Raw genomic sequence first — 18,773 nt, forward strand, 5'->3', positions numbered from 1 at the left:
GCGCGGAGAGTGAGGCGCGGCGGCCGAAGGCCGGCCATCGATCCAGTGGATCGATGGCAGCAACGAACGCCCGAAGCGCAAGCGGAGGGCTGAACCCATGAGCCGCACCAAGCCCGAACCAGTCCGCCGCCTGCGCTGCGCCATCTACACCCGCAAGTCGAGCGGGGAAGGGCTCGACATGGAATTCAACAGCCTCGACGCCCAGCGCGAGGCCTGCGAGGCCTACATCGCCTCGCAGCGCGCCGAGGGCTGGGTGGCGCTCCGCGACCGGTATGACGACGGCGGCTTCTCCGGCGGGACGCTGGACCGCCCCGCGCTGACACAGCTGATCGCCGACATCGAGGCCGGGCTGATCGATGTGGTCGTGGTCTACAAGATCGACCGGCTTAGCCGCGCGCTGATGGACTTCTCGAAGCTGGTGGAGGTCTTCGACCGCCATGGCGTGACCTTCGTCTCGGTCACCCAGTCGTTCAACACCACAACGTCGATGGGGCGGCTGACGCTGAACATCCTGCTCAGCTTCGCCCGGTTCGAGCGCGAGGTGATCGGCGAGCGCATCCGCGACAAGTTCGCCGCCTCGCGCCGGAAGGGGATGTGGATGGGCGGTCCGGTGCCCCTCGGCTACGTCGTGAAGGACCGCAAGCTGGTGATCGAGCCCGCCGAGGCCGAACAGGTCCGCACGATCTTCCGCCTCTATGCGCGCTCCAGTTCCACCGCGCAGGTGCTGAAGGAGTTGCACGCCCGCGGGATCCGCACCAAGCGCGGCGCGGTGTTCGACCGGGGCTATCTGCTGAAGTTCCTGCACAACAAGGTCTATCTCGGCCTCGCGGTGCACAAGGACGAGGTCTATCCCGGCGAGCATGCGGCTATCATCGACCAAAAGCTGTGGGACGAGGCGCATGCCGTGATGGCCAACAACCGCGTCGCCCGGGCGGCGGTGGCGCGCACGGCGCAGCCTGCGCTCCTGCGCGGGCTGATCTTCACCGAGACCGGCGCGGCCATGACGCCCCACCACACCCAGCGGAAGGGCAAGCGCTACTGCTACTACACGTCCATGGACGTGATCCGGAAACGCCCCGCAGCCGAGCTGCGCGGGCCGCAGCGGCTGCCGGGTGCCATGGTCGAGGAGGCCGTGATTGGCGAAATCCGCCGCATGCTGCGCACGCCGGAGGTGGCGGCGCGCACCGCGCGGGCGGTGCGGAAGGGCCGTCCCGATCTCGATGAGTGCACCGTCGTCACTGCGCTGGCGCAGTTCGACGATCTCTGGAAGGCGCTGATCCCAGCCGAGCAGGCGCGCATTGTCCAGCTGCTGGTCGCGCGGATCACGGTAAGCGAGGCGGGCCTCGCCATCGACCTGCGCCACGACGGCCTCGGCGCCATCGCCGCGCTGATGGCCCCGCCGAAGAAGGAGGTCGCCTGATGCCCGCGCCCGACACCCTGCGCGTCCACATCCCGCTCGAGCTGCGCCGTCGCGGCGGCCGCCCCCGGATCCTGCCGCCGAAGCATGTCGAGGCTGCCATGGGACGCGGGCAGGATCCCCACCTGCTGCGCGCCATCGGCCGCGCATGGGGCTGGCGGCAGCGGCTGGAACGGGGCGACGTGGCCACGCTCAGCGATCTCGCTGCCGACGAGGGCCTCTCCGACCGCTACGTCAGCCGCCTCCTGCGGCTCGCCTGGCTGGCGCCCGAGGTCCTTGAGCGGCTGGTCGTCCACCGCGAGCCCAGCACGATCAGCATCTACGATCTGTGCTTCGTGGCCTCCCTGCCATGGGACGAGCAGCCGGGGCGGGTGTTTGACTGATCGTCAGTGGAAGCTGGCCTGAAACGTCGTCGCCGTCAGCGAGACATGGGCATCGAGCGGCGGGCGCAGTTCGAAGGCCTTCGGCTCGCGTGAGAAGTTCCAGAGCCGGAAGAGGCACCATTCCGCGCGCCGCTCCTCGGCCACGGCCAGCTCGTTTCGGGTGATGTGGAAGGGCGTGCGCTCCCAGCCGTTTGTCGTCTTCACCTCGATCAGCCGCGCCCGGCCGTCCGGGGCGAAGCTGGCGATGTCGTAGCCCGCGCCATCCCCGTCCTCCTCCGACACCCAGCGCACCTTGCGCGCCAGGTCATCGCGCCCCGCCGAACGCAGCGCCGTCCGCAAATGCGCGAGCACGCGTTCCTCACCCGCGCGGCCGAGCGCCCGGTTGCGCTCGTCCCGGCCTGCCACGTCGAACTTGGCCGCGATGTGCAGCATCTGCTCCAGCTCCTGCGGCGGCGGCTGGTTCGACAGCGTCGGCGGCGGCCCGATCCAGATCTGCGCCGCGTCGTGAAGGCCGATGGGTGGTCGTTTGCCGGGGGCCCGCAGGACCCACTCCGGATGCGAGTTCATCCATCGCGAAACGGCATCTTCAAGCGAACTCTGGAAGTTGAAAGCCGGTGCGACCCGCCAGCGGCCAGCCGACAATCGGCAGCCGCCCCGTCCAGTTCGGCACCGCCGTCAGGCCGAAACCCGCGATTGCGGCCGAGGCATAGCCGAAGAGCAGCGCATGCGCGTGCCAGTCGGTGGGCGCGAAGGGGCCGGCAAGCCCGATCTGGCCGGGCAGATGCGCAAGCCACACCGCCATCGCCCCCGCCGCCCAGAGCGCGCCCAGAAGGAAGAAGGGGCGGAAGCCGTAGCTCAGGATCGCGGGGCCTGCCCAGGCGCGGGCGCGGGTCATCGTGTTGACGGTCATGGCGAGGGTTTCGCGGCGGGACGGAAGGCGCGGATGCGGGCGGGGTCGGTCTCGATCCGCGCCGCGCCGATCAGATCGAGCGCGTAGGGCACGGCGGGGAAGACCGCGTTCAGGCAGGTGGCAATCGCGCCGGGGTTGCCCGGCAGGGTGACGATCAGGCTCCGCCCCCGCACCCCCGCCCCCTGGCGCGAGAGGATCGCGGTCGGCACCTCGGCAAGCGAGGCCGCCCGCATCGCCTCGCCGAAGCCCGGCAGGTCGAAGTCGATCACCGCGGCCACCCTTTCGGGCGTGCGGTCGCGCGGGGCGGGGCCGGTGCCGCCGGTGACCAGGATCAGGTCCGCAGCCCAGCCATCGGCCAGATCGATCAGCGCCGCGGCCACGCTCTCGGTCCCGTCGGGGACGATGCGGCGCTGCACCTCGACGGGGCTTGTGATCGTGGCGCTAAGCCAGTCCTCGGCCGCGGGGCCGCCGCGGTCGGGGTATTCTCCCCGGCTCGCGCGGTCCGAGACGGGAGCACGGCGATCCGGGCGGGGCGTTGCTCAGGCATGGTACACCACCGCCGCATCCTTGACTGCCCGAAGCGCCCAGGCAGCGACGGCGGCGGGGTCGGCGGGCAGAGCCTGGGCCGCGCCTTCGGCAAAGGCCAAGAAGGCCGGCAGGTTGAGCCCGTTCACCCCCACCAGCACCGGCAGGCCCCGTTCGACGGCCTCGGCGATCACCGGCACCAGGCCGCGCCCCTCGGCCTCCTGCTTGCCGAACTTGTTCACGATGACGAGCGCCGCGCCATCCAGACGCCGCGCCACCTCGGCCACGGCTACCTCGAGCGCGCCGCCGTCCAGCCGGCAGCCACGCGCGCCCGCGCCCAGATCCTGACTGATCCGGATCACCGGCCCGTCGGGCAGCACCCGCAGATCCATGTCGCAGACCGGCCGACCGGGGCGTTCGGGATTGGTCTGCACCGTGCCCGCCATCGGCACCCCGCGCGCGGCGAGGCGCGCCACCGCCTCGGCCAGGCAGGCATCCGTGGCGCCCCTGCCGGGCAGGCTGACATATCCGATCCGCATCTGCGCCTCCTTGCTTTGCCCGATCCTGTCGCCGGGCGAGTTCATCGGCCTTGACATGTATCAAGCCGCCGCCCCTTCGGAAAAAGCGCCCCGGCCAGAGGTTCGGCCGGGGCCCCGCTCCATCGCCCGGGCGAAGGGACAAGCCCCGGGTTCAGAACGGCAGGAATTCGACCAGCGCGCCCTCGGGCAGGGCCTCGGCATCGGCCGGGATCAGCGCCAGGCCGTCGGCCTGGGCGAGCTGGGCGGCGCGGTGCGAGCCCGGGCCGCTCAGGCAGCGCACCGCGGCGACCCCGCGGGCGTCGTGGCCCAGATGCCGGGCCGGGCGGTATTCGCAGCGCCCAGCCCGGTGCGTGACCCCGGCCGCCAGACGCGCGATCAGCTTGCGCGGACCCGGATCGGCCATCCCCGCCATGGCCCTGAGCACGGGGGCGCCCAGCACCGTCCAGGCGACGAAGGCCGCGACCGGATTGCCCGGCAGGCCCAGCCAGACCGCCCCGGCAAGGGTGCCGAGGGTTAGCGGCTTGCCCGGTTTCATCGCCAGCCGCATCGCATGGACCGCGCCGCCCGCCGCGCGGACCAGGCGGGTGGTGTGGTCCTCGTCGCCGACCGAAACCCCGCCGGTGGTGACGATCAGATCGGCTTCTTCTGCCGCGCGGCCGAGGGCGGCGGCGATCCGCTCGGGCACATCGGGCACGGGGCCGAGGTCGATCAGCTCCACGAAGGGCAGCGCCAGCGCTGCGGCCAGTTGCGCGCGGTTCGCGTTCCAGATCTGCCCCGGCGCCAGCGGCTGGCCCGGTTCGACGAGTTCCGAGCCGGTGGAGAGGATCGCCACCCGCACTCGGCGCCGCACCGCCACCCGGCCCTGCCCGGCGGCGGCCAGCGCCCCGGCCTCGCGCGGGCCGATGGCGCGGCCTGCGGCCAGCACCACCGCCCCCGCGGTCAAGTCCGAGCCCGCGCGGCGGATATGCGCGCCGGGCGCCGGGCGCTGGCGCAGCACGATGCGCCCGTCCTGGCGCTGCACCTCCTCCTGCGGGACGACGGCCTTCACGCCTTCGGGGATCGCGGCCCCGGTCAGGATGCGCAGCGCCGATCCCGGCGGGCAGCGCCCGGGCGCATCGCCCGCCCGCGCCCGGCCGGCGAGCGGAAGCACCCAGGGGCCCGGCCCGGCGAGCGCGGCAGGATCGAGGCCGTAGCCATCCATCGCGGCATTGTCGAAGGGCGGCAGGGGCAGCGGGCTCGTCACCGGCGCGGCGGTGATGCGGCCTGCGGCGGCGGCGAGCGTTAGCGTCTCGATCCCGGCCACGGGGCGGGCGAGCGCGAGCGCCCGGACCAGCGCCACATCCACGGGCAGAAGGCCCTCGGTCGCCGCGGCGTCGCAGCCGCAGCGCAGCGGGTCGGGGCGGTCGAGCACGGGTTCGGGGGTCATGCGGAACTCCTTTCCGGGGCGTCATCGGTGGCGGGCAGCACCTTGCGGCAGGGGTCGTCGGCCGCGGGCGGCCGGGCGCGGCGCGCGGCCATGCCCTCGCGCAGCGCGGCCAGATCCGCCGCCGTCAGCCGGGCGCGTGCCAGCGGCAGGACGATGGCGTTCTCGATCACCATGTGCCGCCGTTCGGACTGCGCCAGCGCCTTGAGCGCGGCGCGATCCTCGGGCGCGGGCAGCGCCCCGTCGGCCATGCAGGCGAGCGCGGCCAGAAGCGGCGCCCGCGCTGCCTGGTCGCGGTCGTGGTCGGCCGAGAGCCGCTCGAGCAGCGCCTCGATCTCGTCCTCGGGCAGGGCGCGGGCGCGCAGGAGCGGGAACAGGCCCGCGTCCTCGTCGGCGTGGTGCAGGGGCAGGTCACGGCAGAGATTGACCAGGATCGACCGGGCCAGTTCGGGCCGGGGAAAGGTGGCCTCGGCCAGAACCTCCATGTCGGCGCAGATCTGGCGCTGGAGGAAGTGCGACTCGCGCAGCGCCTCGAGCGGGCAGTCCCCCGGCCCCAGCGCCGGGGCGGCGGCGCGGGCGCCGCGGATGCGGCTGGCGCGGTCGTCTCGGGCAGTGGGGGGCATGGGCGGCCGCCTTTCCGGTCTCAGGCTCCGGCCAGCCGGATGCCGGTCACGCTGGCCTCGGCCGCGAGCCGGTCGGCGAAGGCGCGCGCGGCGCGGACCCAGGCGGCCTTTTCCGCCGCCGCCCGGAGCCGCGGGGCGACGGCGGCAAAGGGCAGCACCGCACCCTCGGCCCGCGCATCGAGCCGGAGGACGTGAAAGCCGAAGCGGGACTCGACCGGTTCGGGGGCGATGGCCCCCACGGGCAGGCTGCGCAGGACGGCCTCGAACTCGGGCACCGTGTCGCCCGGCCCGATCTGGCCCAGGCTGCCCCCGGCCCGGCGGCTGTCGCAGGCCGAATGCTCGGCTGCGAGCGCCGCGAAGCGCTCGGGGCAGGCGGCCAGTTCGGCGATGAGCCGCTCGGCCAGCGCCCTTGCGGCCTGGCGCGCCGTCCCGTCGCCCGGCGCGGCCGGGATCAGGATATGCGCGGCCTCCCACAACGGCGGGGCGCGGAAGCGGCCGGGGTCGGCGTCGTAGAAGGCGCGCAGGCTCGCCTCGTCCACCGGTTCGGGCGCGACCGAGGCCTCCAGCACCTGCCGGATCAGGGCCTCGTCGTCGGTCTCCATCTGCCCTGGCGCTACCTCCTGCGGGGCGGGGACCAGCCCCAGGGCGCGGGCCTTCTGCACCAGGATCTCGCGCAGCGCCAGCGCCCGCGCAGCCGCCATCCAGGCCGCGCCGGGCTTGCCCCTCGGCGCGGGGTGGTTCTGGGCCTCGAGCGCGATGGTGGCGGCCGGGATGACCCGGCCGTTCACCGTGATGTCGGACAGAAGTGCCATGTCGCTCACTCCGCCGGCTGGACCTGGTTGCCCGCAGACAGTCCGGGCGCGCGGACGGGCGCGGGCTGGATCTGCGGCGCAGGCCTTGGCGCCACCCCGATCACCGGCGCTCGGGCGCCGCGGCGCGAGCGGACGATCTGATAGCCCGGCCGCCACAGATAGCGCACCGGGGCCGACACGATGTGCACGAGACGCGTGAAGGGGAACAGAGCGAAGATGACCAACCCGAGGAAGATGTGGAGCTTGAATATCCAGTGTGTCTCGGCCAGATGCGCCGCCGCTCCAGCCTGGAAGTAGGCGATCCCCTGCGCCCAGGCCATGAGATCGACCATCGCATGGCCGTCGAGGTGCCCCAGAGAGACGAAGATCGACCCGAGCCCGAGCACAAGCTGCGCCATGAGGAGCCAGAGAATACCGGTATCGGCCAGGGTCGAATGGGCCCGGATGCGCGGATCCGTCATCCGACGGTGCAACAGGATGATCCCGCCCACCAACGCCATGACCCCTGCAACGCCGCCCACGATGATCGCCATGAGCTGTTTCGCCCCGTGGCTGATGCCGATCGCATCAAAGACGGCGATCGGCGTCAGCAGCCCGACCAGATGGCCGAAAAAAATCACAAGCACCCCGACATGGAACAAGACCGAGCCCAGCACGAACTGGCGCTTGCGCAGGATCTGGCTGGACTTCGATTTCCAGGTGAAGGGGTCGCGCTCGTAGCGGGCAATCGAGCCCACCACCATCACGGTGAGGGCGATGTAGGGAAAGATCCCGAAGACGAAGTTGTGCATCTCTGCCTCCCGTCAGTTGGCGGCCGCCGCGCGCGCAGGCGCGGGGGCGGGGGCTGTGGACATGCGCGCGAGCACCTCGCGCGCGGCCGGGCAACCGGCATTGGGGTCGGGGCCGAAGACCACCTGCGCCTCGGCGTAGGTGGCGTCGAGCGCGGCCAGGTCGGTGGGGTCGTCATCCGTCTCGGCCAGAAGCGCGCGGGCTTCCTCGCTGTCCGGGGTGGCCTGCGCGATGGCGACCAGCGCGGCGAGGACCGGCGCATAGAGGCTTTCGCGGCGCCTGAGCCGCTCGGCCAGAGCCACCAGGATGTGGCCCGCATCCGCGAGGATCGCGCGGGCCTCGGCGAGCGGCTGCGTCGAGAGGAACTCGAGCAGCACCGGCAGATGATCGGGCAGCTCCGGCCCGGTCAGGTCGAAGCCCCCCGCGCGGTAGGTCTCGAGCAGGTCCACCATCGCCGAACCCCGGTCGCGGCTTTCGCCGTGGATGTGCTCGAAGAGGTTCAGCGACAGGCTGCGCGAGCGGTCGAAGAGCAGGACATACCGCTCTTCGAGGTCGTAAAGATCGCCGGTGGCGAGGCTGTCGAGCAGCGGCTCGAGCGCGGTCGCCTGGCCGGGGGGGATGACCCCCTCGGCGGCGATGACCCGCCGGATCGCGGGCACGGCGGCCTGCAACTCGGCGGATGGATAGGCCAGAAGGGCCGAAAGCGCGCGAAAGGTCTTCATGCGATGAACTCCTGCGGGCTGCGGAATTTCCTGCCCCCGAACAGCGTCTTGCCCGAGGTGCCGGCCGAGCAGCCGTTGCCGTCGGTAAAGCCGCAGCCGCCCCTCAGGTCATAGGCATCCTCGACCAGCTCGCGATGCGTGGTGGGGATGACGAAACGGTCCTCGTAATTGGCGATGGCCATCAGCTGATACATCTCGTCGATCTGCGCAGGGCTGAGGCCCACGCGCTGCGCGACGGCGAGGTTCACCACCCCATCCACGGTTTTCGAGCGCATGTAGGACCGCATCGCCAGCATCCGCTCCAGCGCCGAGACGATCGGCGCCTCGTCGCCCGCCGTCAGCATGTTGGCCAGATACCGCACCGGAATGCGCAAGGAGCGCACGTCGGGCATGTCGTCCTGCGCCGCGATCTTGCCGGCCTCGGCCGCGTTCTGGATGGGCGACAGCGGCGGGATATACCAGACCATCGGCAGGGTGCGGTATTCCGGATGCAGCGGGAAGGCGATCTTCCACTCCATCGCCATCTTCCAGATCGGCGAATGCTGCGCGGCCCTGATCCAGTCCTCGGGGATGCCCTCGGCACGGGCCGCGGCGATCACCTTGGGGTCATGGGGGTCGAGGAACACCCCCAGTTGCGCGTCGTAGAGGCGCTTCTCCTGCTCGACCGCGGCGGCCTCGGCGATCCGGTCGGCATCGTAGAGCATCACACCCAGATAGCGGATGCGGCCGACGCAGGTTTCCGAACAGACCGTCGGCTGGCCGGATTCCAGACGCGGATAGCACAGCGTGCATTTCTCGGACTTGCCCGAAGACCAGTTGTAATAGATCTTCTTGTAGGGGCAGCCCGAGACGCACATCCGCCAGCCGCGGCATTTCTCCTGGTCGATCAGGACAACGCCGTCCTCCTCGCGCTTGTAGATCGCGCCCGAGGGGCAGGAGGCCACGCAGGCCGGGTTGAGGCAATGCTCGCACAGCCGCGGCAGATACATCATGAAGGTGTTTTCATACTCGCCGTAGATGGCTTTCTGCACGCCCTCGAAGTTGTAATCCTGGCCACGCTTGGCGAATTCCCCGCCGAGGATCTCCTCCCAGTTCGGGCCCCATTCGATCTTCTCCATCCGCTCGCCCGAGATCTTCGAGCGCGGGCGCGCGGTGGGGAAGGCCTGCATCTCGGGGGCCGATTTCAGGTGGTCGTAGTCGAAATCGAACGGCTCGTAGAAATCATCGATCTCGGGCAGGTCGGGATTGGCGAAGATATTCGCCAGGATCCGCCACTTGGCCCCCTGCTTCGGCACCAGATGGCCGCCGGGCGTGCGCATCCAGCCGCCGTTCCACCGCTTCTGGTTTTCCCAGTCCTTGGGATAGCCGATGCCGGGCTTGGTTTCGACGTTGTTGAACCAAGCGTATTCGACACCTTCACGCGAGGTCCAGACATTCTTGCAGGTCACCGAGCAGGTGTGGCACCCGATGCACTTGTCGAGGTTCAGCACCATGCCGATCTGTGCGCGCACTCTCATTCCGCTGCCTCCACTTTCCGGGTTGCGGGGCGATCAAGCCAATCGACCGAATTCATCTTCCGGACGATCACGAATTCATCGCGGTTGGCGCCGACGGTTCCGTAGTAGTTGAAACCATAGGACTGCTGGGCATAGCCGCCGATCATGTGGGTGGGTTTCACCACCGCCCGCGTGACCGAATTGTGGATGCCCCCGCGCTGGCCGGTGATCTGCGATCCCGGCGTGTTCACGATCTTCTCCTGGGCGTGATACATGAAGGTCGTGCCGTCCTTCATCCGCTGGCTGACCACGGCGCGCGCCACGATCACTCCGTTGGAATTGAACAGTTCCACCCAGTCGTTATCGACGATCCCGGCCTTGCGGGCGTCGTTCTCGGAAATCCAGATGACCGGCCCGCCCCGGTTGAGCGTCAGCATCAACAGGTTGTCGGAATAGGTCGAATGGATCCCCCATTTCTGGTGCGGGGTGATGAAGTTCAGCACCACATGCTTTTCACCGCTGGCAAGCGCCTTGGTCGCATCCGGGGTGATGGTCTTGAGGTCCACCGGCGGGCGCCAGGTGACGAAGAATTCGCCGAAGGCGCGCATCCATTCGTGATCCTGATAAAGCTGCTGGCGGCCCGAAAGCGTGCGCCAGGGGATCAGCTCGTGCACGTTGGTCCAGCCGGCGTTGTAGCAGACCTCTTCGCTTTCGATCCCCGACCAGGTGGGCGACGAGATGATCTTGCGCGGCTGGGCCGCGATGTCGCGGAAGCGGATCTTCTCGTCATGCTTGACCTCGGCCAGATGGGCGTGTTCGCGCCCCGTGGCCTTTTCCAGCGCCGACCAGGCCTTGACCGCCACCTCGCCGTTGGTTTCGGGCGCGAGCATCAGGATCACCTCGGCGGCGTCGATCGCGGTCTCGATCTTCGCCAGGCCCTTGGTCGGCCCTTCGCGATGGGTGCCGTTGAGCGCCTTGAGGTGATGCACCTCGGTCCTGGTGTCCCAGGCGATCCCCTTGCCGCCGTTGCCGACCTTCTCCATCAGCGGCCCGAGCGACGTGAAGCGGGCATAGAGGTTGGGATAATCCCGCTCGACCGCGATATAGGCCGGCGCGGTCTTGCCCGGGATCAGGTCGCATTCGCCGCGCTTCCAGTCGCGCACCTCGGGCTGGGCGATCTCCATCGCGCTGTCGTGCTGCAGGGGCAGCTGCACCACATCGGTTTCCACGCCCAGGATCTCCGGCGCGACTTCCGAGAACTTCCGGGCAATCGCCTTGAAGATTTCCCAGTCGGTCTTCGACTCATAGGCCGGGTCCACCGCCGCCTGCAGCGGGTGGATGAAGGGGTGCATGTCCGAGGTGTTCAGGTCGTCCTTTTCATACCAGGACGCGGTGGGCAGCACGATGTCGGCATAGACCGCCGTGGTGGACATGCGGAAGTCGATGCAGACCAGCAGGTCCAGCTTGCCTTCGGGCGCCTTGTCGTGCCAGCGCGCCTCGGCCGGCTTTTGCCGCCCTTCCTGCCCGAGGTCCTTGCCCAGCACACCGTGATCGGTGCCCAGCAGGTGCTTTAGGAAGTATTCGTGCCCCTTGCCGCTGGATCCCAGCAGGTTCGAGCGCCAGACGAACAGGTTGCGCGGCCAGTTCTCGGGCGCATCCGGGTCCTGGCAGGACATCTCGAGCCGCCCGGCCTTGAGCTCGCGCGCCACATAGTCCTTGGCCTCGATCCCTTCGGCCTTGGCCGCGGCACCCACCTTGAGCGGGTTGGTGCGCAGCTGCGGGGCCGAGGGCAGCCAGCCCATCCGCTCGGCGCGGATGTTGTAGTCGATCAGGCTCAGGCTCTCCCAGTCGCCCCCGGGTGCGGTGGGCGAGAGGATCTCCTTGGCCGTCACCGTCTCGTAGCGCCACTGGTCGGTGTGCGCATACCAGGCCGAGGTCGAGTTCATGTGCCGCGGCGGGCGCGCCCAGTCGAGTGCGAAGGCCAGCGCCGTCCAGCCGGTCTGCGGGCGCAGCTTCTCCTGCCCCACATAATGCGCCCAGCCGCCGCCCGACTGGCCCACGCAGCCGCAGAACACCAGCATGTTGATCACGCTGCGGTAGTTCATGTCCATGTGGAACCAGTGGTTCATCGCCGCGCCGATGATGATCATCGACTTGCCGTTCGTCTTCTCGGCATTGGCGGCGAATTCGCGGGCGACCTGGATGATCCGGTCGCGCTTCACCCCGGTGATCTTCTCGGCCCAGGCCGGGGTGAAGGGCACATCGGCGTCGTAGTCGCGCGCGACATTGTCGCTGCCGAGCCCCCGGTCGAGGCTGTAGTTGGCGCAGATCAGATCGAAGACCGTGGCGACCAGCGCCTCGGAACCGTCGGCGAGCTTGACCTTCTTCACCGGCACCCGGCGCATGAGCACGCCACCGCGGTCGTCGCTGACCCAGCCATTGGTCGCGGCACCCCCGAACCAGGGGAAGGCAACCTCGGCCACCTCGTCGCGGTGCTCCTCGAGGATCAGGGTCAGGCGCGGGGTGACATCCTTGCCCTGGGCCTTTTCCTCGAGGTTCCACTTGCCCTGTTCGCCCCAGCGGAAGCCGATCGAGCCGTTGGGCACCACCAGATCGCCGGTGGCCTCGTCGATGCAGACAGTCTTCCATTCGGGGTTGTTGGTCTCGCCCAGCGCGCCCGGCAGGTCGGCGGCGCGCAGCTGCCGGCCCGGCACCAGCCGGCCGTCCTGCGCTTCGAGTCGCACCAGCATCGGCATGTCGCTGTATTTGCGGACATACTCCTCGAAATAGGGCACCTGCCGGTCGAGGTGGAACTCGCGCAGGATGACATGGCCGAAGGCCATGCCGAGCGCGGCATCGGTGCCCTGCTTGGCGTTCAGCCAGATGTCGGCGAATTTGGCGGCCTCGGAATAGTCGGGGCAGATCACCGCCGACTTGGTGCCGCGATAGCGCGCCTCGGTGTAGAAATGCGCATCCGGCGTGCGGGTCTGCGGAACGTTCGAGCCCCAGAGCAGCAGGTAGCCCGCGTTGTACCAGTCGGCCGATTCCGGCACGTCGGTCTGCTCGCCCCAGGTCATCGGGCTGGCGGGGGGCAGGTCGCAATACCAGTCGTAGAAGCTCATGCAGGTACCGCCCAGGAGCGACAGGTAGCGCGAGCCTGCGGCGTAGCTGACCATCGACATGGCCGGAATCGGCGAGAAGCCGAACACCCGGTCGGGACCGTATTCCTTTGCAGTATAGGCGTTCGCGGCGGCGGTCAGTTCCGTCACCTCGTCCCAGGATGCGCGGACGAAGCCGCCCTTGCCGCGGGCCTTGACATAGGACGCCCGCGCCGCCGGGTCGGACTGGATCGCCGCCCAAGCCTGCACCGGCGTCATGGTCTTGCGCTTTTCGCGCCACAGCTTCATCAGCCGGCCGCGCACCAGGGGCGTCTTCACCCGGTTGGCGCTGTAGAGATACCAGCTGTAGGAGGCGCCGCGCGCGCAGCCCCTGGGCTCGTGGTTGGGCAGGTCCGGCCGGGTGCGGGGGTAATCGGTCTGCTGCGTCTCCCAGGTGACGATCCCCGACTTGACGTAGATCTTCCAGCTGCACGAGCCCGTGCAGTTCACCCCGTGGGTGGAGCGGACGATCTTGTCGTGCCGCCACCGCGCGCGGTAGGTATCCTCCCAGTCGCGGTTTTCGATGGTGGTCTGGCCGTGGCCCCCTGAAAAGATGTCCTTGCGGACCGATGTCAGGAAGTTCAGGCGGTCGAGAAGATGGCTCATCGGCTCTCTCCGTCAGGTCAGAGGGGGGCGGGGCCGGGGCCGGCCCCGCGCGAAGGGTTCAGCAGGGGAAGGGCGCGTTCCGCCGGGCGTAGAGCCACCAGTTCAGCGCCACGTTGAAGGCGAAGAAGGCGGCCAGACCCCAGAACACCGGGGCCGCCGACTGGAAGGCGTCGAAGGACCAGGCAAACAGCATCCCGAACAGGAAGGGACCATAGGCAGCGATGGCGGCTGTGAAGCCGATCACGCCCCCCGCCTGACGCGGCGGGAACAGCATCGGCATCTGCTTGAAGGTCGAGGCATTGCCGACCCCGGCGAAGAAGAACAGCGCCAGCATACCGGCCACGAACATGGGGAAGGAGGCCAGGCTGTCGGCCCCGGTCACGATCCAGGCGACAAGGCCCGCGCAGGCCAGCATCCCCAGCCCGGCCCAGTGCGTCACCCGCGCGCCGCCCAGCTTGTCCGAGATCGGGCCGGCGATCACGCGGCTGGCCGAGCCGATCAGCGGGCCATAGAAGGCCCAGGCCAGCGGGTCGGGTGCCCCCTCGTAAGCGCCATAGATCGAGCGGATCAGCAGCGGGAAGGTCGCCGACAGCCCCGAGAAGGCGCCGAAGGTCATGATGTAGAGCGATGTCTGCGCCCAGGTGTTGCCGAAACGGAAGATGTCGAACTGCTCGCGGAAGTTGGCAGTGACCGGGATCGACTTGAGGAAGATCCAGGCGGTGATGCCGAAGACCGCGACGAAGGGGATCATCACCAAGGGCGCGTTCTGCAGCCAGACCTGCGACTGCACGCCCGCGCGGGTCATCGTCTGCGGCTCGCCCACCCAGGCCATGCCGCCCAGAAGCGCGAAGCCGATCACCCAGGGGGTGACGAACTGCACCACCGAGACCCCGAAGTTGCCGATCCCGGCCTGAATGGCCAGCGCGGTGCCCTGCAGGCGCTTGGGAAAGAACATGCTGGTCGAGGGCATGAACGAGCTGAAGTTGCCCCCGCCCAGACCGGCCAGGAAGGCCAGGACCATCAGCACCCAATAGGGCGTGGCCGGGTTCTGCACTGCATAGAACCAGCCCACCAGCGGGATCAGGAGCGAGAGCGTGGACAGGCTGACCACATGGCGCGTGCCGTAGATCGGCACCAGGAACATGTGGATCAGCCTGAGCGTGCCGCCGGCAAGCCCGGGCATCGCGGCCAGCCAGAACAGCTGGCTACCGGTGAACTGGAAGCCGATCTGCGGCAGGCGCACCACCAGCGCCGAGACCAGGAACCAGGTGATGAAGGCCATGGTCAGGCAGGCGGTGGTGATGATCAGCGTCAGCCACGCCTGGCGCTTGCCGAACGAGGCCCAGAAGCCGGCGTCCTCGGGTTCCCATCGCGACAGCCAGGTGCCGGAGCGGGCGGCGGGGCTGGAGTCATGTGCAAACATTCTTGTGTTTCCTTTCTGGCTGGGGCCCGCCCCGGGACTTGCCCCGGAGCGGCCGGGCATCGGGTCAGCTCGCCGCCGTGCGGGCGCCGTTGCCGAGCCGGGCGAGCAGGTGACGCAGCTCGTCGATCGAACGGAACTGCGCCTTCAGCTGCAGCCCCTCGCCGCGCTCGGAGATCTCGACCTTGCCGGTTCCGGCAAACAGCGCGGCCAGCTCGGTCTCGGCGGCGCGCTTCTCGGCCGCCTCGCGGGCGATTGCGTGATCGACCGAGGAGAGCACATATTCCTCGCCGAAACCGCCCTCGGGCTCCTTCAGCCAGCGCCAGCAGACCAGCCAGCTGAGGAACGCACCCGCGGCGATGATGAAGAAGAAGGTCGAGGCATCGACGAACATGAAGACGAAGAGGTAGAAGACCGCCCCCACATTGCCCCAGGCCCCCGCCATGCCCGAGATCTGCCCGGTGACGCGGCGCTTGATCGAGGGAACGATCCCGAAGGTCGCCCCTTCCGCCCCCTGCACGAAGAAGCTGCACATGATGGTGACGGCGATGGCCACGATCAGCGGCCAGCGGCTGTCCATCAGCCCCATCAGCGCAAAGCCGATGGCGATGCCCAGCATGTAGGCCATCATCACGAAGCGGCGGTTGCCGAAACGGTCCGAGACCAGCCCGCCCATGGGGCGCGCAAACAGGTTCACGAAGGCGAAGGCCGAGGCGATCATGCCCGCCGCCACCGCCGACAGCCCCCAGGTTTCCTGGAAGAACATCGGCAGCATCGACACCACCGCAAGCTCGGCACCGAAATTGGCGAAATAGGTGGTGTTGAGCGCTGCGACCGAGCTGAAGGGATAGCGATCGTCCTCGGGCACGCCGCGCCGCAGGATCGGCACGTTGACCCGGATCGCCTGCCAGACCTGCCAGGCCACGATCACCGCGATGGCGAAATAGAGGATCGCCGCCGTCAGGCCGTCGATATAGCCCATCAGCTGCACCCGATAGACCAGGATCGACAGGACCCCGACCATCGGCACGGTGAACAGGCACAACAGCACCAGATCGCCCCAGCTCGAGACCTCGAGCGCCGAGGCCTTGCGCGGCTTGCGCTGGGTGCCGGGCTTCGGCCCGTCGGTGATGGCAAACCAGTAGATCACGCCATAGACCGCGATCACCAGCCCCGAGGTGGCGATCGCCCAGCGCCAGCCGTCATCGCCGCCATAGATGTGCAGCGCGATCGTGGGCAGCGTCATCGCCGCCGCCGCCGAGCCGAAATTGCCCCAGCCGGCGGCGAAGCCCTCGGCAAAGCCGATCGAGCGCGGCGGAAACCACAGCGCCACCATGTGGATGGTGACCACGAAGCTGGCGCCGATCGAGGACAGCACCAGGCGCGACACGAACAGCACCTCGCGCGTGTCGCCGAAGGCGAAGACCCAGGTCGGGATCGCCATCAGCACCATCAGCACCGAGAACACTCGCCGCGGGCCATAGCGGTCCAGCGCCATGCCGACGATGATGCGCGCCGGGATCGTCAGCGCCACATTGGCGATGGCAAACAGGCGGATGTCGTCGCGCGTCAGCCAGTCCACCGTGGCCAGCATGGAGCTGGCCAGCGGCGCCATGTTGAACCAGACATAGAAGGACATGAAGAAGGCGATCCAGGTCAGGTGCAGCGCCTTGATCTCGGCATTCCTGAACCGGAAGAGGTCGGACACTTGCATTGGGGTTCCCCTATTCGGCCGCTTGGGCGGCGGCTTCGGCATGGGTGGGCACGATCAGCAGCGGGCACCTCACCCGCCGGGCCAGGAAGGCCGAGACCGAGCCGAAGGTCATGTGGTCGAACTCCTCGACCAGGGCATCGAGGCGCCGGGCGATGAAGCCAAGGGGCCCCGCGTCGGGTTGGTGGCTGTGGCGGGCCATGACGAGGAGGTCGGGCTTCTTCTCCTCGGTGGCGCGCAGGATCATCTTGCGCGCGTCGCCCTCGGCCAGCAGGACCTTGGCCGGGAGCCCGGCGGCGACGAGCTTGGACGCAGCGGTCTCGGCCCCGGCCTTCTGGGCCTCATACTGTTCGCGGAACAGATCGTCCGCGCCCGCGGTCGAGGAGCCTACGTCCTCGACCACCGAGATCAGCGTCACGGTGGGTTTCAATGCGCCGAAGGTCGTGAGGACGAAGTCCAGCGAGATGCGCGCATTGCGCGAGTTGTCATAGGCGAGCATGATTTTCATGGGCATCCCTCGACGGTCTGCGGGCGCTGCGGCCCGGTTGCCGGTGACAAGAGGGCAAGGGCCGGCGCGAGGGCTTGATCTGGATCAAGCGCAGCGTGTGAGGCCGGGGAAAAGCGACCGCATTTGCGGCCGGTCAAGGTGCGTGCGGATCCTTTTTCGGCTCGGGAACCAAGAAATCCGGGTGACCCGGTTGCAAGTTTCGACCCCTCGATTGATGAATGTCATGTCGAGAATCGGAGCCAACAGCGATGCGCCCCCACGAACTGCCCGAGATCCGCCACCTGCCGCTGTTCCGCGACATGCTGCAGGGCAGTTTCGAGACGCTGATGCAGGGCGCCTACGCCCAGACCTTCCCCGCGGGGCTCGAGCTGATCCGCCAAGGCGATCCGGCCGATTTCCTGCATGTGGTGATGGAGGGGCAGGTCGAACTCCATGCGCAGTGGGCCGGGCGCGAATGCACCATGGCGGTGGTGCGGCCCGTGGGCACCTTCATCCTCGCCGCCTGCATCCGCGACGCGCCTTACCTCATGTCGGCGCGCACGCTCGAGCGCGCGCGCATCATCCTGATCCCGGCCAGCGACCTGCGCGCGATCTTCCACCGCGACACGGAATTCGCCGTCTCGGTCATCAACGAACTCGCCGGCTGCTACCGCGCGGTGGTGCGCCATGCCAAGGGGCTGAAGCTCAGGACCTCGCGCGAGCGGATCGCGTCCTACCTCCTGCGCCAGTCGGTGCTGGCGGGGAATGTGCCGAGCTTCGTCCTGCCGGTGGAAAAGCGGCTTCTGGCCAGCTACCTCGGCATGACGCCCGAAAACCTCAGCCGTGCGCTGAAGTCGCTCGATGCCGAAGGCGTGAGGGTGGACGGCAGCCGCGTCATCATCACCGACCGCGCGAAACTTTCGGCACTGGCGCGGCCCGACCCGCTGATCGACGGCCCCGACCCGGAAGGCGCCAGCGCCGGCGTGGCCCTGCCGCCGGTCGGCCGCCTCGGCTGAGGGGCCGCGCAGCCCAACCGGGACAGGTGCAATCCTACAAGCTCCTTGGGTGTGATGATCGGCGGCGCCATGTTGCTTAGCGGTGCAGTTGTGCCCTTGCCGCGTTCATCGTCGCCCGTCAGCCCTGCGCGCGCATCCCTGGCCGGAGAGATACTTTAGCAATCCGTCTCTACATAAACCCCGGAGCAGTCGTAGGCGACCGCCGCCGCGGTGCTGCCGGTGTTCATGCAGTTGCGGGGGCTCAGGAGCTGGGTGGCGGCGGGGAGGTTCGCGGTGATCTCGACCTCGGCGATGGCGCCGGAGACTTCCTCGACGACGCGGACCCAGACCGAGGCAGCGTTGGGGGCGGCATAGAGGAAGAGAGTCAGGACGTTCGTGCTCGCGTCCACCGGCAAGCCAGGCCCGAGGTCGATCGACGTGGGCGCGCCGGAGCCGGAGTTGTGGACGATCTGCCAGTTCGCGTGCGTGCCGCGCTGGAAGCCGATGCCGATGGCGTTGACGACGGCAGAGGGGGTCAGTGTGGTCGCGAGCGCCGAGGTCGATCCGATCAGCCTGACCTGCCCCTGTTTTCAGGGCCACTCGCAGGTCGAGTTTGTTCTCTTTTTGTGTGCCATTATTCGGCGGCGTGAGCAATGGGCGCAGGCGCGGAGCCATCAAGTAGCTCAAGCGGCTGCGCCCATTGCGTTTTATCGAAGGGCCTCGCTGCTGCGAATTCCTCCGGGGTCTGATACTTCAG

Annotated in this window: 17 protein-coding genes and 2 pseudogenes; 4 read left to right on the top strand and 15 right to left on the bottom strand. The window is 68.9% G+C overall.

Annotated features, from left to right (window positions below; genetic code table 11):
- The first annotated feature begins 97 nt into the window (after positions 1-97).
- Together KY389_RS13045 and KY389_RS13050 are read left to right on the top strand one after the other, a co-directional pair.
- A complete protein-coding gene (locus KY389_RS13045; protein ID WP_219831427.1) occupies positions 98-1,420 on the top strand; it encodes a recombinase family protein in 1,323 nt (440 codons plus the stop codon).
- A complete protein-coding gene (locus KY389_RS13050) occupies positions 1,420-1,800 on the top strand; it encodes a hypothetical protein (protein WP_219831428.1) in 381 nt (126 codons plus the stop codon). The genes KY389_RS13045 and KY389_RS13050 overlap by 1 nt, the downstream gene beginning before the upstream one ends.
- A gap of 3 nt (positions 1,801-1,803) precedes the next feature.
- Here KY389_RS13050 and KY389_RS13055 read toward each other — a convergent pair.
- The 14 genes and pseudogenes from KY389_RS13055 to KY389_RS13120 form a co-directional block, all read right to left on the bottom strand.
- Positions 1,804-2,415 (bottom strand): annotated as a pseudogene (locus KY389_RS13055) (protein NO VEIN domain-containing protein); the annotation flags it as partial.
- Positions 2,387-2,710: an NnrS family protein gene (locus tag KY389_RS13060; RefSeq protein ID WP_219831430.1), complete on the bottom strand. Its 324-nt coding sequence runs from the start codon at positions 2,708-2,710 to the stop codon at positions 2,387-2,389. The gene KY389_RS13060 and the pseudogene KY389_RS13055, both read right to left, overlap by 29 nt.
- Positions 2,707-3,159 (bottom strand): annotated as a pseudogene (mog, locus tag KY389_RS13065) (molybdopterin adenylyltransferase); the annotation flags it as partial. The pseudogene mog and the gene KY389_RS13060, both read right to left, overlap by 4 nt.
- A gap of 90 nt (positions 3,160-3,249) precedes the next feature.
- Positions 3,250-3,774: a DUF2478 domain-containing protein gene (locus KY389_RS13070; RefSeq protein WP_219831431.1), complete on the bottom strand. Its 525-nt coding sequence runs from the start codon at positions 3,772-3,774 to the stop codon at positions 3,250-3,252.
- A 151-nt stretch (positions 3,775-3,925) separates the two neighbouring features.
- Entirely contained in the window at positions 3,926-5,200 is a 1,275-nt protein-coding gene (locus tag KY389_RS13075) for a molybdopterin molybdotransferase MoeA (RefSeq protein ID WP_219831432.1), read from the bottom strand.
- On the bottom strand, positions 5,197-5,820 hold the full coding sequence (locus tag KY389_RS13080) for a hemerythrin domain-containing protein (protein WP_219831433.1): 624 nt from the start codon (positions 5,818-5,820) through the stop codon (positions 5,197-5,199). The genes KY389_RS13075 and KY389_RS13080 overlap by 4 nt, the downstream gene beginning before the upstream one ends.
- Positions 5,821-5,840: 20 nt before the next feature.
- The gene (locus KY389_RS13085; protein ID WP_219831434.1) at positions 5,841-6,632 is read right to left on the bottom strand and encodes a peptidylprolyl isomerase; all 792 of its coding nucleotides are present in this window, start codon (positions 6,630-6,632) and stop codon (positions 5,841-5,843) included.
- Between the two features lie 5 nt (positions 6,633-6,637).
- Complete coding sequence (narI, locus tag KY389_RS13090) at positions 6,638-7,423, bottom strand: respiratory nitrate reductase subunit gamma (protein WP_219831435.1); 786 nt, start codon at positions 7,421-7,423, stop codon at positions 6,638-6,640.
- A 12-nt stretch (positions 7,424-7,435) separates the two neighbouring features.
- Positions 7,436-8,143 (bottom strand): nitrate reductase molybdenum cofactor assembly chaperone, encoded by a 708-nt coding sequence (gene narJ / locus KY389_RS13095; protein ID WP_219831436.1) that lies wholly within the window; start codon positions 8,141-8,143, stop codon positions 7,436-7,438.
- Entirely contained in the window at positions 8,140-9,660 is a 1,521-nt protein-coding gene (gene narH, locus KY389_RS13100; RefSeq protein ID WP_219831437.1) for a nitrate reductase subunit beta, read from the bottom strand. Before narH ends, narJ begins: the two co-directional genes overlap by 4 nt.
- Positions 9,657-13,403: a nitrate reductase subunit alpha gene (locus KY389_RS13105; protein WP_219831438.1), complete on the bottom strand. Its 3,747-nt coding sequence runs from the start codon at positions 13,401-13,403 to the stop codon at positions 9,657-9,659. Before KY389_RS13105 ends, narH begins: the two co-directional genes overlap by 4 nt.
- A 58-nt stretch (positions 13,404-13,461) precedes the next feature.
- Entirely contained in the window at positions 13,462-14,826 is a 1,365-nt protein-coding gene (locus tag KY389_RS13110; protein WP_219831439.1) for an MFS transporter, read from the bottom strand.
- Positions 14,827-14,890: 64 nt separating this feature from the next.
- The gene (locus KY389_RS13115) at positions 14,891-16,537 is read right to left on the bottom strand and encodes an MFS transporter (RefSeq protein ID WP_219831440.1); all 1,647 of its coding nucleotides are present in this window, start codon (positions 16,535-16,537) and stop codon (positions 14,891-14,893) included.
- A 10-nt stretch (positions 16,538-16,547) separates the two neighbouring features.
- Complete coding sequence (locus KY389_RS13120) at positions 16,548-17,042, bottom strand: universal stress protein (protein ID WP_219831441.1); 495 nt, start codon at positions 17,040-17,042, stop codon at positions 16,548-16,550.
- Between the two features lie 248 nt (positions 17,043-17,290).
- Between KY389_RS13120 and KY389_RS13125 the strand changes: the two genes are divergently transcribed.
- On the top strand, positions 17,291-18,037 hold the full coding sequence (locus KY389_RS13125; protein WP_219831442.1) for a cyclic nucleotide-binding domain-containing protein: 747 nt from the start codon (positions 17,291-17,293) through the stop codon (positions 18,035-18,037).
- Positions 18,038-18,192: 155 nt separating this feature from the next.
- Here the strand turns inward: KY389_RS13125 and KY389_RS15755 are convergent, their stop codons facing one another.
- On the bottom strand, positions 18,193-18,426 hold the full coding sequence (locus KY389_RS15755; RefSeq protein ID WP_343222963.1) for a hypothetical protein: 234 nt from the start codon (positions 18,424-18,426) through the stop codon (positions 18,193-18,195).
- Here KY389_RS15755 and KY389_RS15760 point away from each other — a divergent pair.
- A partial coding sequence (locus KY389_RS15760) for a hypothetical protein (protein ID WP_343222964.1) occupies positions 18,413-18,773 on the top strand: 361 nt, incomplete at its 3' end. The two genes, KY389_RS15755 and KY389_RS15760, sit on opposite strands and share 14 nt — an antisense overlap.

It is taken from the genome of Paracoccus bogoriensis (assembly GCF_019431455.1).
GTDB classification, from domain to species: domain Bacteria; phylum Pseudomonadota; class Alphaproteobacteria; order Rhodobacterales; family Rhodobacteraceae; genus Paracoccus; species Paracoccus bogoriensis.

Bases quoted from the DNA above. Each gene is read 5' to 3' on its own strand.
- KY389_RS13045 (WP_219831427.1), top strand. From the start codon at position 98: ATGAGCCGCACCAAGCCCGAACCAGTCCGCCGCCTGCGCTGCGCCATC.
- KY389_RS13050 (WP_219831428.1), top strand. From the start codon at position 1,420: ATGCCCGCGCCCGACACCCTGCGCGTCCACATCCCGCTCGAGCTGCGC.
- KY389_RS13060 (WP_219831430.1), bottom strand. From the start codon at position 2,710: ATGACCGTCAACACGATGACCCGCGCCCGCGCCTGGGCAGGCCCCGCG.
- KY389_RS13070 (WP_219831431.1), bottom strand. From the start codon at position 3,774: ATGCGGATCGGATATGTCAGCCTGCCCGGCAGGGGCGCCACGGATGCC.
- KY389_RS13075 (WP_219831432.1), bottom strand. From the start codon at position 5,200: ATGACCCCCGAACCCGTGCTCGACCGCCCCGACCCGCTGCGCTGCGGC.
- KY389_RS13080 (WP_219831433.1), bottom strand. From the start codon at position 5,820: ATGCCCCCCACTGCCCGAGACGACCGCGCCAGCCGCATCCGCGGCGCC.
- KY389_RS13085 (WP_219831434.1), bottom strand. From the start codon at position 6,632: ATGGCACTTCTGTCCGACATCACGGTGAACGGCCGGGTCATCCCGGCC.
- narI (WP_219831435.1), bottom strand. From the start codon at position 7,423: ATGCACAACTTCGTCTTCGGGATCTTTCCCTACATCGCCCTCACCGTG.
- narJ (WP_219831436.1), bottom strand. From the start codon at position 8,143: ATGAAGACCTTTCGCGCGCTTTCGGCCCTTCTGGCCTATCCATCCGCC.
- narH (WP_219831437.1), bottom strand. From the start codon at position 9,660: ATGAGAGTGCGCGCACAGATCGGCATGGTGCTGAACCTCGACAAGTGC.
- KY389_RS13105 (WP_219831438.1), bottom strand. From the start codon at position 13,403: ATGAGCCATCTTCTCGACCGCCTGAACTTCCTGACATCGGTCCGCAAG.
- KY389_RS13110 (WP_219831439.1), bottom strand. From the start codon at position 14,826: ATGTTTGCACATGACTCCAGCCCCGCCGCCCGCTCCGGCACCTGGCTG.
- KY389_RS13115 (WP_219831440.1), bottom strand. From the start codon at position 16,537: ATGCAAGTGTCCGACCTCTTCCGGTTCAGGAATGCCGAGATCAAGGCG.
- KY389_RS13120 (WP_219831441.1), bottom strand. From the start codon at position 17,042: ATGAAAATCATGCTCGCCTATGACAACTCGCGCAATGCGCGCATCTCG.
- KY389_RS13125 (WP_219831442.1), top strand. From the start codon at position 17,291: ATGCGCCCCCACGAACTGCCCGAGATCCGCCACCTGCCGCTGTTCCGC.